This window comes from Legionella qingyii (assembly GCF_003990155.1).
In the GTDB taxonomy this organism is placed as follows: Bacteria; Pseudomonadota; Gammaproteobacteria; order Legionellales; family Legionellaceae; genus Legionella; species Legionella qingyii.
Genome location: NZ_RZGX01000025.1, coordinates 30117 through 45965, shown reverse-complemented (window position 1 = coordinate 45965; position 15849 = coordinate 30117). Strand labels below are relative to the sequence as shown.

The window sequence follows — 15849 nt, the reverse complement described above, 5'->3', positions numbered from 1 at the left end:
CACCAACTAAATTTAAAGTGGTATTAAGAACTTGCAATGCCGCCCGTTTTTGATCCTCGTTACCACGCGGGGTATTATGGTAAGTGGTCAAAGCCGCCAAGGCAGCATCATCCATGGCATCCATGGCATCAATAGTACCTTTTATGTCATGAGCATTCTGAAGTGAAGTACGCTTTTCTTCTACCGCCCTATCGATTAAATTAGCCTCTGCATCATGAAGATTCGCTTGTTGGCCGAAATCAACTCCACCAACTAAATTTAAAGTGGTATTAAGAACTTGCAATGCCGCCCGTTTTTGATCCTCGTTACCACGCGGGGCATTATAGTAAGTGGTCAAAGCCGCTAAGGCAGCATCATCCATGGCATCCATGGCATCAATAGTACCTTTTATGTCATGAGCATTGTTCAAAGAAGCAATTTTGTCTCTTGCACGCTGTTGAAGCGCAATGGCCTCGCGATCATCAATCCAACTTGTATCCCCGTATCCTAGACCGACTCGAACTTTGGCATATAGTTCTAAATCCTGTCTTTGTTTTTTTATTGCAAGTTTTGATAATTTATCACGAATATTGTTATATACACTAACCACAGTAACACTAGCCACAGTAGATGCTTTTGCATTAGCAATTTCCTTAAGATAACTTATATCACTGTAGTCTGCTCCATCAATTAGAGCTTCAAATTGACCCACATATGGACCTGGCATATTTATTCTCCCGTATACGAAGGGTTTCTGTGCTTATATTATAATAATAGCCCATGGCATTATTCATTAAACTTCACATCGTTATAAAATTTGTTCCCATTGCACCTATTTATCTCATTGCTATTTTTTAATGGAATTACCACCTTGTGACAACACTGGTCCTTCGATTTTTTTATTTTTATCATTCGGTGTTTTTATACCACTTAAGTTCTCTTTATAATCAGAAACGGTCTTCTTGCTTGTAGTATCCAATTCTTCTCTTTTTCTTTTGTCCATGATGCTCTTAAAATCCGCTACTTGCGCTGCAATATGGCTTTTGGCCGTACCTTTAAATACGCTCTCATAAACAGATTCCTTAGTAAAGCCTCTCCAATTTTTTTCGACACTGGGGTTCCATGCGGCGGTATTGCGGACGGAAAATTCTATTTTACTTTGAGAAAAATTAGGATGGTGTTCACCAAGTACAACTAATGCAGTCCATAAATATTGCAATTCCTCTTCTTTTCCTTTAACCCCTTTCAATGTAATTGGGGTTTTACCATCCCAACGTTCCAGCAAATTCATTGCTGCCTCGATTGCATCTTTGGCTTTGTAGTTTGGGTCTTCAGATAAATAAAATATCTTCACTTCTTGGGGATGACGTTTATAAACCTCTGATCCCTGCAGAAGCCCGGGAACAATTTTCCCCTCAGGATGAAAATCGACAGTAAAACGGCCTTTATCGGCTTCAATTTTGTTACCCGGATTATTTTCGTCGGGCTGGTAATGAACCATATCAGCGCATAGAACTTTGCCCTTTTCAGGGATTTCTTCTATTGAATAATTTGGATCTCGATTGGTACTTAAAGTAGTTCCTAACGTTGAGGTTGCCGCAGGATTTAATTGCCTAGCTAAAGTTGCCACTTGATCTTTTTCTATGGCTTTATACATAACATTTGATGACTTATGCTGTAATCTAACTTTACCACTGGAAAACTCATCAATTGTTGATAACAAACCTTTTTCGCCCGAAATTTTAGCTTTCGTCGTTTTATAAAAAGCTAACTGCTCAGCAACTGCAGTTTTCTCGGCTTCTAACTTTTCACGCATCTCGGTAAATTGTCGTCTAACTTCCAGACTCTTGATGTCATTGGGTGGTTGTGGCTCTTTTGTACTCTCAAGACATGCATCCAAATCGCGTAAATTAGTCTCTAAGTGCTCTATAATCTCATCACATTGCTCAGACAATTCTTTATATGTCTTTTTCATTGCCTGAGTTCTTTCTGATGTGTTCCCTTCGAGTGCCAAGTTGTATAAGCTTGCCTGCAATATCTTATTGTCAGGAATTTTCTCAAGCTTTGCTTTATGCTCTTCAATGGATGGCTTGCTTTTTTGTAGTTCAGTTAATTCCTGAGTTACTTCATTGATAATCTTTTGTTTATTTTCGTCGTTATCTTTGTCAAATAGATTCTTTCGTTTTTCAGCTTTTATTTCACGAAATACCGTTGGAGTAAGCGCTCTGCTTAATGATTCTTTCAGTGCTTTTGATTGCTCATCGTTTGGCTCTGGAATCAACTTATCAAGAAACTCATGGACATCTTTACTCGCAACAAAAAGGGCTTCCGCCTTCTTTACATCGTCCGCTGATGCCCAAGAACCAGGTCTGCCAACTTTTAAAAATAGTTCATCAAACCTTTTCCCAGCCGGTAATATTCTAGGTTCTTGTAGTCGTTCATAGACAATAACATTGTTCTTATGATGTGCTTGAATTTTATTGGCTACTTCATGAGGAGGAGCCAAAACATTTGAATCAGCAGCTGTTAAATTAAACGCTTGATAAAATTCATTCTTATTGGCAGGACTCCCACTTGCGACCCAAAGTGCTTCAACCAATGTTTTATAATGATCAGGATCCGAGAAATTAAGTGCTCTATGATCAAATAAAGCTTGATTTACTGCTGCAATTTTATCGGTAGGAATATCGAGGTTGACCAGTAACTTGGCTATAACAGGATTATGAACATTCTTAAAAGCGGCATTTCTTTCATTTTCCAGTACCAGAGCGCTAACATTGAGAGGTTGACCATGAGAATTAACAGTTCCCCAAAAAAACTTAATCTGTTCCGGAGTTCGCGCATTAATTACAAGATTTAAGTCATTACGCTTTTCCACTGAAAGGATTTCGACCTGCTTTTCCTCAGGCAATTGGCGAAACAAATCAATTAATGCTTTATGGGCTTCACGGCCATAACTGCTTTGGGTTTTATCGACCAAATCCTTAAAATCTTCGATACGCTGATCACGAGCAAATGATTTAAGCTGCTCTCGAATGACGCCCTTTATATCATTTAGGTGTTCTGGCTTAAGAAAATCTAATGAAAAGGAATCATTTCCATTATCTATAAACCCAGCCAATCGTTTTGGTAAATCTTTGATTTTAGCTTGATCAAGCCCTTTTAAATAACCTATGTTATGAGCGTTGGAAGGAATTTTTGACAACAACCCCTTGATCATAGACACTTTAAACAAAGTGAGATTATCTGTTCCTACCGCTTTATCGATAATCGCATCATGTCCTGGAATACCATTTTTTAATGCAGCTTTTAAATCGGCTTCATTATTGGCATTACAAATTGGAGCTCCTTTGGTGGTGCGGTCGCCTAGATTTAGGCCATCCTTTAATAATTTATCTTGCAAATATCGTGCACACAATTGTTGTTGTACTTTTGCGCCTAATACGGCTTTATCTTCTTTAAGTGTGTCATTTACCGCAAGGAATTCTGGCTGATTTAACAAGGTATTAAGGAACCCTTCCGGGCTGGCAATTCCTAACATTGGGGTTTTGCTTGATAGCCAGGTATAATCCAGTGTGCTAAGAATTCGGTTAAATTCTTCCAGGGCAGCAACTTTTTTTAAGGCATCACTACGTTCTTGAGCTTTATCAAACAGTTCATCGGGAAATTCTTGCTCCAAAGAAGTCAGCCCTTCTTCTGGAAAACCCAGTGCCTGTGCCGCCACTTTAAGGTCATTCCTGGCGCTGATTAAATCATCGAGTAATTTTGGATTCTGGAGGTCTGGTTTAGCGATTAATTGAAATAATAACTGTTTCGCTGCCTGTTGTTGAATTCGAATCACCGCTTCATCAGTCAAGATATCCCTGGAATCATTGGTACCTGGATGTCCTGGTGTAGCATGAGGTGCCGTTGCATGCCATCCTTGAGGCACAGGCATCTCAGGGACTACCTTTTTCGTCAAATAAGCCCTACACTCATCAGAATTATATTTTAAAATATTAATTAAAACTTCTTGATCGGTAACTGCACTCAGACCAAAGTGAATGCGTTGTTCTGTAGCCGCTTGTTTGATTTTTGCAAAACTATCAACCCGATCCGTTGAGTCTAAAAAAGTTTCATCATTTAGATAATCATCAGCATCGGCTCCCGCCAAAAACCTTGGATTTGTAGATTCCCAAGTATCAATTCCATCCGGCCTTATGCCAAACTCTCTTCCCCATAAAACCCGATGTTTTGTAACTGCTTTACGTAAATTTACCGGATCACTCAAATCAACTGAGATTAATTCATCTAGTGCATGGCGTGCTAAATCCCCTTTTGATAACAACGCAGGATTATTTATTGCAGCTAAAAGAGAGTCGTTCTTAGGCATAATCAAACCATTCAAACCATTATCTATATATTTTATGCTAAATTAATTAAATTATCCTTAAGTATCACATTAAATAATCACATCTTGCTTGAAGAAAGACTGTAAGATGGACTAACGTATAACATTAGTATAGCAAGATAAAGGGATTGAAATGATGAAAATTATACTTTGGGGACTATTATTTGCATTCATAAATTTTGCTTATGCTCAAGGTTGTGTGATTGGCGAAATTCCTTCACAACCCCGTTATGTCTGTTTTGATGGCAAAACATTACAGCTAGCAGAAGATGGCCATTATCGCTGGAATGCCAAAAGAGGTTGTTTTGTGAGCGCCGTTCCCTGCTGTGCCTACAAAGCCACTCATTACGCATTTTATCCCGACCCCACCAAAATTGGCGCCGCATATGCCCGTTGCCGCCACGATTACCCATTTCATCTGGGGGAAATGCAAACGCATTAATAATTCATTTTGTTCAAAATTCATGTCATTCCCGCGCAGGCGGGAATCTATTCTTCAACTAACACTGTACCTCATTAGAAATAGATTCCCGCCTACGCGGGAACGACATTGCGCACAAACAATTTGTCCATCTCACAAACCAAGCAAAAAATTAATTTGATCGATAGATTCCCGCCTACGCGGGAATGACATTGCGCACATACAATTTGTCCATCTCACAAACCAAGCAAAAAATTAATTTGATCGATAGATTCCCGCCTACGCGGGAATGACATTGCACACAAACAATTTGATCGATAGATTCCCGCCTGCGCGGAAATGACATTGCACATACAAAATTTGTCCTCTTATGAACTCAATCGACACAAAAAAAGATGATGATGCTTCAGTTATTATAAACCGGGATTACATCCCGAGATGGGGTTCTTGTAACTCGTATGTCGAGGAGGCTTCTGGTTGTGTCCCACAAGAAAAGAAGCAAAAAGAATTGGATTTTTTGGTTTCATGCTGCTCTAAAGCCCGGTTGATCAGAGTATTGATTTCCCATTGAGTAGAACTCCATCCATATAATCCCCTTAGCTGGCGAATAATCCATAATTTGCTGCGTAACTGGCGTATGTATTTCACCCCCGCCGATTCTTCTTCAGATGAGTAACCATTTATATCGTATCTTAATTGATGCAGTCTGTTCTCAAATTTAGGGTGTTCTTTATTCACTTTAATAAAGTGTTTAATGCACTCTAGAGCTAAATTCTTTTGAAATTTGAGACAAAACCGATGATCCTCACCTATATCTCTTAAAATTTGTTTAAAAGATCGATAACTCATATTGGGTCTTATTCCTTCCAAATAAGGATTTTTAAAAGCATATGCTTTAACTATAGATGGAAGGCCAGAATCCCTATATATCTTGGTTATTTGCGCCCCATTTTGTATTAAATGCTTGCTGATTAACATCCCATTGTTTTGTGCGTCAGATTCATCAATCGTTCCAGCTCGAACTCGTTCTGCCGCAATATCTAAAGGAGTTTTACCCGCTTTGTTTTTGACATTAATGAACTCACCAAACATGCTCAAAGTTTCTTCATAGCGATACTCACCCAGCTTAATTGCTGTATGTAAAGGGGTATCCCCTTCCTCAAATCCCCCCCCAGCTTTACATAGATTCTCATATTGATGAAACGATTCACGAACTTTGTGTACAAGCACCTCAGTTAGCAAATGTGGCGGAATGATTTCTTTCAATAAAGCCTCTGTTTGCCCCTTATCTAATTTGCATACATAATTTCGAAATTCTTTTATCGAAAACAATGCGGCACGCAAACGGGCAATCCTTGCTATGGTCGTTTGAGTCATTAAAGCGACTTCGGCGCGATCAGAAGCGCTTTCCATCTCCGCACAATCTTGTAATGTCTGCTTAATAAGCTCATTCGGAATTAATATATGTTTATAAAAAGATTTCCATTTGGCGTTGATAAACAGGGGATTATGACTTAGCAGAGAAAATGCATTGATATCAGCATAATTATGGTATTCCTTATTGTCAAAAGGATTAGCAATATAACCAAATTTTGTTGGCCAATAGGAATTAGAAGAATGGGTTAAACACGTTAGAGACTTAAGATCCTCAATTGTGATGTCAAACGCATGGGCACCGTGTATTAAGTGGAAAGGCCGGCGAGTATGAAACCCCATGATGCTATCTACGAACATCAAATCATGATCAATTTTAAAGAATACCACCTGAGGCTTACCATTGCGCTCTACCAGATAAAAACCATAATTTCCTTTATGCAAATCATCCTCTTCCAAAGTATAAGAAGTTGCGAGGATGCTGGCTAAAGATTCATAATCAATGGTTAAATTTCCATCTATCTCCGCTTCAACTAGGCGCGCAAAAAAACCCTGCGGCAATTTATCCAGAAAATAAATGGGTATTTGGATGGGATCATTGGGGCGAAAAGGAGAAGTGGTGCAACCTGTATTAGGATCATTTAATGTATAAAAGTCATGCTCTGAACGCTCCTTGTTTGCTATAACATAGCAAAGATGCTGAACGGCTAAACCAAGAATATTTTTTTCCTCATCTACCACCAGGTTGTTGGATGGCGTTAGATCAGATAATAAAAACAAGCGAGCCAACTGGCTAAACATCACTTCCAAACGAGAGAATTCCGCTCGATCGTATTTATTCTTTTTATAAATGATTTTATAGGGTGGTTTTTCCCGATTGGGAGGAGTATATACCGCTTTAAGATACGCCTCATGTCCCGATGCATGTGAAGCAGGCCCTAACGTAATGTCTCTAATCTGAAAAAATGCAGCCATGAACCATAGATCGGAATCAAATTGCTCTAAATTTTAACACGAAGAACAAAAAAATCAATTCTCATCGATTGTCAAATTATCATCTTGTGAATCAAAGTCTGCGCTGCTATTTAAACGAATTTGCAAACCAACATTATTTTTTGAGTCAGCATACTTAATTGCATTTTCCTTGGAAATCACCCCATTTCGATATAATTTTAATAAAGCCTGATCAAAAGTCTGCATGCCCTGTTCGGTGCTGCGCTCCATAGCCTCTTTAATGTCATCAATTTTTCCTTTCTCGATCAAATCAGAAACATAAGGTGTATTTAATAATAATTCTACAGCGGCCATACGTTGATTGTTCACACCGGGAATAAGACGCATTGAAATAATAGCTCGCAAATTAAGCGACAAGTCCATCAATACCTGTTTTCTTGCATCTTCAGGGAAAAAATTGATAATGCGATCCATTGCCTGATTTGCATTATTGGCATGGAGCGTCGAAATACATAAATGCCCTGTTTCTGCATAGGCAATAGCATGCTTCATCGCATTGCGCTCACGAATCTCGCCGATTAAAATCACATCAGGAGCTTCACGCATTGCATTGATTAAGGCATTATCATAGCTCATTGTATCGATACCCACTTCACGTTGATCCACTATGGATTTTTTATGCTGATGAATAAATTCGATGGGGTCTTCAATCGTTAAAATATGCCCACTTTGATTTTCATTGCGATAATCAATCATCGCCGCCAAAGTTGTTGATTTCCCCGATCCTGTAGCACCTACGACCAAAACCAGGCCACGTAACTCCATAACAATCGATTTTAAAATCAGCGGTAAATTTAATTGTTCAATTGAAGGAATCTTATTCTTGATATAACGCACCACCATAGAGATGTCTCCACGCTGGCGAAACAAATTAATTCTGAAACGCCCAACGGCGGCAATGGAGAGCGCCATATTCAGCTCCCAATTAGCCTCGAATTCTTTACGCTGATCATCATTCATCAGCGATAAAACAATTTCAGCCATTTGTTGGGATTTAAGTGGTACCTGGCCTACAGGAGAAATGACTCCTTCAATTTTAATATGGGGTGGCGCTCCTACACTAAAAAATAAGTCTGAAGCACCGCGGTCAACCATTAATTTAAAAAAAGGAGTTATGTCCATATATCATCCCACCATCGTCTGAATATAGCCTGGTTGAAAAAGGGTCCAGGCTACGACAAGACAAGTTTAAGAAATCACCAAATCACGTATCCTTCGAATTTCCAATTCATTCTGGCACGTCTTTAAAAAAATCGCCTTGGCATTTTTTGCTGCCTCACTCTCTAGGGGCATTAACTCAACCACTTCATAGAGACGCATCAAAAAATTCACACATTCTTCTTTAGTATATTCTATGGATTTCATTTTGGGAGAAAGACGTTTCTTTTTTATACTCTTATCCTCCAATTCACTTTTCAAATCAGGCTACATTTTTTCCAAAACTTCATGCAAATATTTAACAGGTTCGATTATCATTGAAGAGTTATTCTGTTTCGGCGCATTGGCAAACGGGACAATTGCTCGTTTAAAACCATGTTTTGCTGCTTCTTTCAAGCGCTCTTGCCCACTTTGGACCGGTCTAATTTCACCTGCTAGGCCTACTTCACCAAAGATAATGGTTTCCCTATCAAAAATTCGATTACGTAAACTGGATACTACTGCTGCTAATAAGGCCAAGTCGGACCCGGTTTCCGTCACCTTCACGCCACCCACTACATTAATGAAAATATCTTGATCGTACGTAGCAATTCCTCCATGTCGATGTAAAACAGCCAGTAAAATAGCCAAACGATTGGATTCAAGCCCAACCGTCACACGCTTGGATTGCTGCCCATGTGCTTCATCAACCAGAGCTTGTACTTCAACCAACATAGGGCGCGACCCTTCCCACGTAACCATCACGGCACTACCTGCAGTAGGCTCTGGCTGACGCGATAAAAAAATCGCTGAGGGATTAGCCACTTCTTTTAAACCTTTGTCCGTCATCGCAAACACACCGAGCTCATTGACTGCACCAAAACGGTTTTTAATGGCACGAATGACCCTAAACCGACTGTCACTTTGGCCTTCAAAATATAAAACACTGTCTACCATATGCTCTAAAACTCGTGGACCGGCTAAAGCACCCTCTTTCGTTACATGTCCAACCAGAAACACCGCGGTTTGCGTTAGCTTGGCAAAACGAACCAATTGTGCTGCCGATTCACGCACCTGGCTTACCCCTCCAGGAGCAGAACTAATCGTTTCTGTGAAAATAGTTTGAATGGAATCGATAACGATGACTTTAGGATTTTCTTTTTGTGCTTGCGCAATAATTGACTCAACCTGGGTCTCGGCTAAAAGTCGTAATCCCGCCAAAGGCAATCCCAGTCGTTTGGCACGCATAGCTACTTGTTGTAAGGATTCTTCACCAGTCACATACAAAACAGTTTCTTGCATGGAGAGATTGGCCAAGGTTTGCAATAACAAAGTCGATTTACCGATGCCCGGATCGCCGCCAATTAGGACTACAGAGCCATAAACCAATCCCCCACCAAGTACTCTGTTAAGTTCGGATAAACCACAATCCATACGCACTTCTTTATCCATAACCACATCTTCTACAGCTGTGATTACTGAGCGTTGATTCACCCAAGAACCGCTGCGCGAATTCCGACTCACCGGCATACCTTCTTCTGCGATCGAATTCCATGCCCCACACTGCGTGCACTGTCCAGCCCATTGCTTAAAAATTGCGGCACATTGACTGCATACAAATTGGGTTTTCGTTTTCATACTTATTCCATCAGATTCAGTTGCCGTTAATATACACGATTTAGTTTATCGAATCTTCATTAGGCATCTCCTGGAGGCAGCCGAGAGAAACCAGGGAATACAATTCAAATAAAATTAATTTACTTACATTGAATCCTGAGTACAACTTAGTATAATCAGTACATTTTGCACAATCAGGACAAAATCTATGAGCCAAGGTATGCATTTTGAGCAATCGATCACGGAACTAGAGGAAATTGTCAGGCAACTGGAAAAAGGCGAACTTTCTTTAGAAGACTCACTGAAACAATTTGAAAAAGGAATTAGCCTGGCCAGACGTTGTCAGGATGTGCTACAAAAGGCCGAACAGAAAATAGAAACATTAACCTCTGCAGAACCCAGCTCGGATGAACAATTAAGTGATAAGTAATTACATAAAACGGCACGAAGAATTTCTACAGCAAATAATCAATGACGCTTCTATACCTGCAACAATGATACGTTCTGCAATTAATTATTCTCTATTCCCTGGTGGAAAGAGAATCAGACCTGTTTTGGTTTATTTAACCGGGGACTTGCTCGATCTTGATTTAAAAATTCTCGATGTTATTGCTGCAGCGATTGAATTAACGCATTGCTATTCGTTAATTCATGATGATCTCCCTGCCATGGACAATGATGATCTGCGTCGTGGCAAACCGAGTTGTCATAAAGCTTTTGATGAGGCAACAGCGATTTTAGCCGGTGACGGCATGCAACCTTTGGCTATTGAAGTCTTATTAACTCATCTTTCTCCACTGATTCAACCCCAACAAGTCATTGCGGTTACTCTTGAGCTTGTTAAAGCCAGTGGCATTAGTGGGATGGTAAGTGGACAAAGCCTGGATTTGTCTGAATTAGCGAAATCGTCTACGAGCGAAAAACAACTCAGAGAAATTCACTATCTTAAAACCGGGCGACTTATTTTAGCGTGCATTGAAATGGTTCTGAATGCTCGTGCAACATCGGAAGCACATCAAGTCGCCTTACGGACTTATGCCAGTCATTTAGGCCTGGTTTTTCAAATGCAAGACGACTACCTGGATCATTATGCTCCTGCAGACTTGGGTAAAGGGCGCTCCTCTGACTTGGCAAACCAAAAAACTACGTTTGCAACTCTGTATTCCAAAAATAAATTGGAGGAGGAAATCAACTCGCATTATCAAATTGCCGTTGATGCACTAAAAATATTTGATCGCAAAGCACTTGCATTGATTGACTTAACCAGGAAATTACAAGAACGTAGTAAATTAGACAGATAACCTGGGTTGCTCTACGCCCCACCCAGGCTATAATTACAATCCAAAATCAATCCGTGGCCTAAATTGAAAGGAGACAGGTATGTCAACCGCAATCGTATGGTTTCGTCAGGACTTGCGCTGTCATGATAATCCAGCATTGTATGCAGCCTGTAAAAATCATCGCGAGATCATTCCTCTTTATATTTTAGAAGATCCCTGCGAATCAATCGGTAGATCGCAAGGTTGGTGGCTACATCATAGTCTCTCCAGTTTGCAAAAAGAATTAAAAAAACATGGCCTGGAGCTATGCCTAAGGAAAGGAAATGCTTTACTGATTTTAAAAAAACTCATGGAACATCATGCAATTACTGAAATTTATTGGAATCGATGTTATGAGCCAGCCAGTATTGCGCGTGACAAACACATTAAGAAAGAATTGACCACTCTGGGGATAAAAGTAAACTCATTTAACGGAAGTCTGCTAAATGAGCCTTGGACCATCAAGAATAAAAATGGCGAGTACTTTAAAGTATTTACCCCATTTTGGAAACAATGCTTAAAGCAAATTGAAATACCAAATACTCTTATTGTTGATAAATGGCCTGATAGTCCTGAGATTAATTCAGACAACATATTCAATTGGAACCTTTTACCTAAAAACCCTGATTGGGCAAAAGAATTCCATGCGTTTTGGGAGCCTGGTGAGCTCGGCGCCCTGAAAAAGCTGGATCTTTTTATTCAACATCATCTGCAAAATTATAAAAAATATCGTGACGAACCGAGTAAAACGGGCACATCGCGTCTGTCACCACATTTACATTTCGGCGAAATTAGTCCCTGGCAAGTATGGAGGGCAATTGATCAAGCCCAGTTTCAACAAGATTTTGACCTTGGCTCAGTCGAACGTTTTCTCGCAGAATTAGGATGGAGAGAATTCTCCTACCATTTACTTTATCACGCCCCTAGTTTGCCTCATGACAATTTTCGTCCAGAGTTCGATGCTTTTTTATGGCAAAATGATAATGAACAATTGAAACTCTGGCAAAAAGGGTTAACCGGTTTCCCCATTATTGATGCTGGAATGCGTGAATTGTGGCGAACTGGCTACATGCATAACCGAGTACGAATGATTGTTGCCTCATTCCTGGTCAAAGATTTATTAATCGATTGGCGAGAAGGAGCGAAATGGTTTTGGTATACACTCCTTGATGCCGACTTGGCAAATAATTCTGCCAGTTGGCAATGGGTAGCTGGCTCAGGAGCAGACGCCGCACCTTACTTTCGCATTTTTAATCCCATACTCCAAGGAGAAAAATTTGACCCCCAAGGTCAATACGTTAAAACATGGGTACCAGAATTAGCACAAGTTTCTAGTAAATGGGTTCACAAACCTTGGGAAGCGCCTCAAAATGAGTTACTCATTACCCTGGGTAAAGATTATCCTTTTCCCATAGTAGATCATAATCTAGCAAGGAAAAGAGCATTACAACTGTATCAAGAAATTAAGCGAAGATAAGTATTCAATAAAATACTAACTCTTGCGCCTCATGATCTGCGAAACAGGGATCATGGTTTCTATCCCAAGTTCTGTTTTTCTTTGCTCGCCTTTCCAGGCATGTCCATAAACTACTTCATAGGTCAACGGATATTTCCCGTTATCAGTTTGCAGGGTAGAATAATTTTGCTCAAATTGTCGCCAAGCCGTTTTCCCGGTTAAACCCTGGTTTCTTTGAGGATTAATATTTTTTACCCCTTGAGCTTTTAAAGCCTGTAATAACTTGGGCAGACTTTCATAATGCACCGCCAATAATTCCATATCGACTACTGGCTCCAAGAAATGCTCTGCCATCAGATAATCACCTACATCATGCATGTCAGCAAACTCATTAACATGAGCATGTTGATTTGCTCCGGACCAGGCGTATTTTAATTCTTTAAAGGTATCAGGACCCAAGGTAGTGAACATCAAGCATCCATTAGCTTTCATCACTCGATTCAATTCGCGAAAAACTTGCTGTAAAGGGCTACCCCAGTGAATCACTTGATTGGCAAAAATCAAGTCAAATGCGCCTGTAGCAAATGGCATATGCAACATATCTGCAGCCACTAAAGACCACTTGCGCCGCCAACCTTGTTTTTTTTGCGCCTGAATTAACATCAACGCTGCCAAATCCAAACCAACAACCTGGGCCTTTGGATATATTTTGGTCAATTCATAGGAAAAAAAACCTGGTCCACATCCAAGGTCAAGAATACGCTGTGGCTTCATATTCAAATACTGCAATCGCTCTAATAAGCGTACTCCAATTTCTTGTTGTACCTTAGCAGCACGTTCATATTCAGCGGCATGTTGATTAAATGCCTTGCTAATTTCGTAGATAACAGCCATTATAAAACCAGGAAAAATTAATGGATTCCAACGCTCGTGCGCCAGAAAATATGGAGTTTAACACAAAGTTTGCGCTTGTACTCAATATGCGCCTTATGCAATCAATTTCATCATTGCAAAATGGCAGTATGCAGCGCATGTATTGAGCTCATGACTCGCTTAGGCCCTGCTTGCCGCTACTGCGCTTATCCTTTACCCGATACGCATCTGCTAGTCTGTGGGCGCTGTATTAAAAAAACACCTCATTTCGATCGTGCAATCATTCATTACATCTTTGAAGAACCACTGCGCAGCCTTTTGCATCAATTTAAATACCATAATGGTCTTTATCTCGGTTCTTTTCTAAGTCACTTAATTCTAAATTCACTCAGTCATGAAACCAAACCTCAATGTTTAATCCCTGTTCCTATGCACCCGCAACGCATCAAGGCACGCGGATTTAACCATGCAGCAGCTTTAGTTCGTTTACTCGCCCGAAAACTACAGTTACCTTATGATTTAACCAGTTGTCAAAAGATCATTAATACAGAGCCCCAGGCAAGCCTTGATGGAGAACAAAGACAAAAAAATTTACGCCATGCGTTTAAAACTAAAAAACTTCCCTGGCATCATGTAGCAATTATTGATGATCTCTTAACTACTGGCAGCACGGCCAATGAGCTGGCACTCACTCTAAAAAAATCGGGAGTAAAACAGGTAGACGTATGGTGCTGTGCACGAACCGTGGGTAAATCATCACATTGAACATCAAAATTTAGATTCGCTGCAGATCATTCATCAATAAATGAACCAATAACACACAAAATATAATAAATACCAGTCGATGTAATAAAAGCTCCATTGGCACTGAGACCGCTTTGCCGCGGACTTTTTCAATTAGCGCATACAGTATAGAACCTCCATCCAAGCCAGGGATAGGAACTAGGTTAATCACTGCAACGGCCAGACTTAAAGTGGCTATAAAAAATAGAAAAACAGCCACTCCCTGGGTGAATGAGGCTACTGACGCGGCAAAAATACCCAGAGGTCCTAACAATACTGAAAAAGGGATTACTCCAGTAAGTAATTGTTTCAATATCATTAGAAAAAAATAAACCATATTGCCCATGTACTCATTCGTTTTATGTATTGCATCCATAAGAGATGAAGCGCGCAATGTATTTTTTGGCGCCGATAAATCAGGTTTAATACCCAATTGCGTCAATAAAGATGTTTTTACTCCACGAAACTGCTGATGGCTTAAGTCAAGCATTGTTTTTGACTCTTTACCATCAGCCCGAATAAGCGTAACCGGAATATTGTTTTTTCCCCATAGAATCACTAAACGCATCCCCACATCACTCCAGGTCGGAGTAGCAGAACCGTCAATCGATTTGAATTTATCGCCAGCAAGCATTCCTGATTGCGCGGCAGTACTGTTGGGGAGTACTTCTTTGATTTCTGGCAAAGTATATGTAAGACCTATGCTATACACTAAAACAAAAGCAAACCATGCTGTAATCAGATTTGCCGCAGCCCCAGCCAATAAAATAAGAATACGCTGCCAAATCGGTTTTTTATCAAAACATACGGCGTGCTGTTTCGGATGCACCGGACTGATTCGTGTATTTTCTAATTGGACGTAGCCCCCTAACGGAAAAAAAGCCCATACCCATTCACAACCACTTCGACTTTGCCAACGCAATAACGGCTTGCCAAAACCTATAGAAATTTTTTTGATTCGCACTGAAAAAATGCGTGCTACTAATGCATGCCCGCCCTCATGTATTCCAACAACCAAAATTAATGTAAGAATAATGGCGATAATTGCCAAAAGCATAAGCTACTCCTTCACCGAGGGCGTGTGTTATCAACGATTAATTCCAATACAGGCGTTCCTTTTCTACCATTGAGTTCATAACCTTGCCGATAAACTTCAAAAATACGATACGCCTGATTCGATTCGCTATCAACTAACTCAACATCATCTCCCTGTTCATCAATTAACGTGACTGTTAAATGAATTTCACGAAATCCAGCGATATGATATCGTTCTTTAAATAATTCTAATACACGTGCCAAACTTTTTGCTGCTTCTTCGCCACTGTGTTCGCCTTGCAGGATAATATCCATGATGCTCTCCCCATAACTTGGGATTTTTGTATAAAACCCTCTACTCTTGTTAGCGGCAAAATAAAAATGTACTTTAATTTTACAGCTGTTTTTTTTTAATTGGGCTGTAGACAAGGCCTCTGCAGGGCTTCATTAT

14 protein-coding genes are annotated in these 15849 nt (G+C 40.1%); 5 read left to right on the top strand and 9 right to left on the bottom strand.

Annotation, left to right across the window (positions count from 1 at the left end; genetic code table 11):
- A partial coding sequence (locus ELY20_RS15220) for a hypothetical protein (RefSeq protein WP_148112580.1) occupies positions 1-706 on the bottom strand: 706 nt, incomplete at its 3' end.
- A gap of 120 nt (positions 707-826) precedes the next feature.
- The gene (locus tag ELY20_RS15215; protein WP_110143802.1) at positions 827-4351 is read right to left on the bottom strand and encodes a hypothetical protein; all 3525 of its coding nucleotides are present in this window, start codon (positions 4349-4351) and stop codon (positions 827-829) included.
- Positions 4352-4502: 151 nt separating this feature from the next.
- On the opposite strand from ELY20_RS15215, the gene ELY20_RS15210 reads away from it, so the two are divergent.
- Positions 4503-4811: a hypothetical protein gene (locus tag ELY20_RS15210; protein ID WP_058468182.1), complete on the top strand. Its 309-nt coding sequence runs from the start codon at positions 4503-4505 to the stop codon at positions 4809-4811.
- Positions 4812-5216: 405 nt separating this feature from the next.
- Here ELY20_RS15210 and ankK read toward each other — a convergent pair whose 3' ends face one another.
- The 4 genes from ankK to radA form a co-directional block, all read right to left on the bottom strand.
- Complete coding sequence (ankK, locus tag ELY20_RS15205; RefSeq protein ID WP_127059506.1) at positions 5217-7139, bottom strand: Dot/Icm T4SS effector AnkK/LegA5; 1923 nt, start codon at positions 7137-7139, stop codon at positions 5217-5219.
- Between the two features lie 54 nt (positions 7140-7193).
- Complete coding sequence (locus ELY20_RS15200) at positions 7194-8300, bottom strand: PilT/PilU family type 4a pilus ATPase (RefSeq protein WP_110143901.1); 1107 nt, start codon at positions 8298-8300, stop codon at positions 7194-7196.
- Between the two features lie 66 nt (positions 8301-8366).
- On the bottom strand, positions 8367-8597 hold the full coding sequence (locus ELY20_RS15195) for a hypothetical protein (RefSeq protein ID WP_133249344.1): 231 nt from the start codon (positions 8595-8597) through the stop codon (positions 8367-8369).
- A 6-nt stretch (positions 8598-8603) separates the two neighbouring features.
- Positions 8604-9953 carry a DNA repair protein RadA gene (gene radA / locus ELY20_RS15190; protein ID WP_110143902.1) on the bottom strand — a complete coding sequence of 450 codons (1350 nt, stop codon included), beginning with the start codon at positions 9951-9953 and terminating at the stop codon, positions 8604-8606.
- 187 nt (positions 9954-10140) lie between these two features.
- Here radA and ELY20_RS15185 point away from each other — a divergent pair, with 187 nt between their 5' ends.
- From ELY20_RS15185 to ELY20_RS15175, 3 genes are all read left to right on the top strand, one after another.
- Complete coding sequence (locus ELY20_RS15185; protein ID WP_058468177.1) at positions 10141-10362, top strand: exodeoxyribonuclease VII small subunit; 222 nt, start codon at positions 10141-10143, stop codon at positions 10360-10362.
- Complete coding sequence (locus ELY20_RS15180; protein ID WP_110143903.1) at positions 10352-11233, top strand: polyprenyl synthetase family protein; 882 nt, start codon at positions 10352-10354, stop codon at positions 11231-11233. Before ELY20_RS15185 ends, ELY20_RS15180 begins: the two co-directional genes overlap by 11 nt.
- 79 nt (positions 11234-11312) lie before the next feature.
- Positions 11313-12728, top strand: coding sequence for a cryptochrome/photolyase family protein (locus ELY20_RS15175; protein WP_110143904.1), 1416 nt, complete (start codon positions 11313-11315; stop codon positions 12726-12728).
- Between the two features lie 15 nt (positions 12729-12743).
- On the opposite strand, the gene bioC is transcribed toward ELY20_RS15175, so the two are convergent.
- Entirely contained in the window at positions 12744-13601 is an 858-nt protein-coding gene (gene bioC, locus ELY20_RS15170) for a malonyl-ACP O-methyltransferase BioC (RefSeq protein WP_110143905.1), read from the bottom strand.
- A gap of 36 nt (positions 13602-13637) precedes the next feature.
- Between bioC and ELY20_RS15165 the strand changes: the two genes are divergently transcribed.
- Positions 13638-14345, top strand: coding sequence for a ComF family protein (locus tag ELY20_RS15165; RefSeq protein WP_407656347.1), 708 nt, complete (start codon positions 13638-13640; stop codon positions 14343-14345).
- 10 nt (positions 14346-14355) lie between these two features.
- Here ELY20_RS15165 and ELY20_RS15160 read toward each other — a convergent pair whose 3' ends face one another.
- Positions 14356-15420: a M50 family metallopeptidase gene (locus ELY20_RS15160; RefSeq protein ID WP_110143907.1), complete on the bottom strand. Its 1065-nt coding sequence runs from the start codon at positions 15418-15420 to the stop codon at positions 14356-14358.
- Between the two features lie 11 nt (positions 15421-15431).
- Positions 15432-15713, bottom strand: coding sequence for a hypothetical protein (locus ELY20_RS15155; RefSeq protein WP_110143908.1), 282 nt, complete (start codon positions 15711-15713; stop codon positions 15432-15434).
- Between the last annotated feature and the right edge of the window lie 136 nt (positions 15714-15849).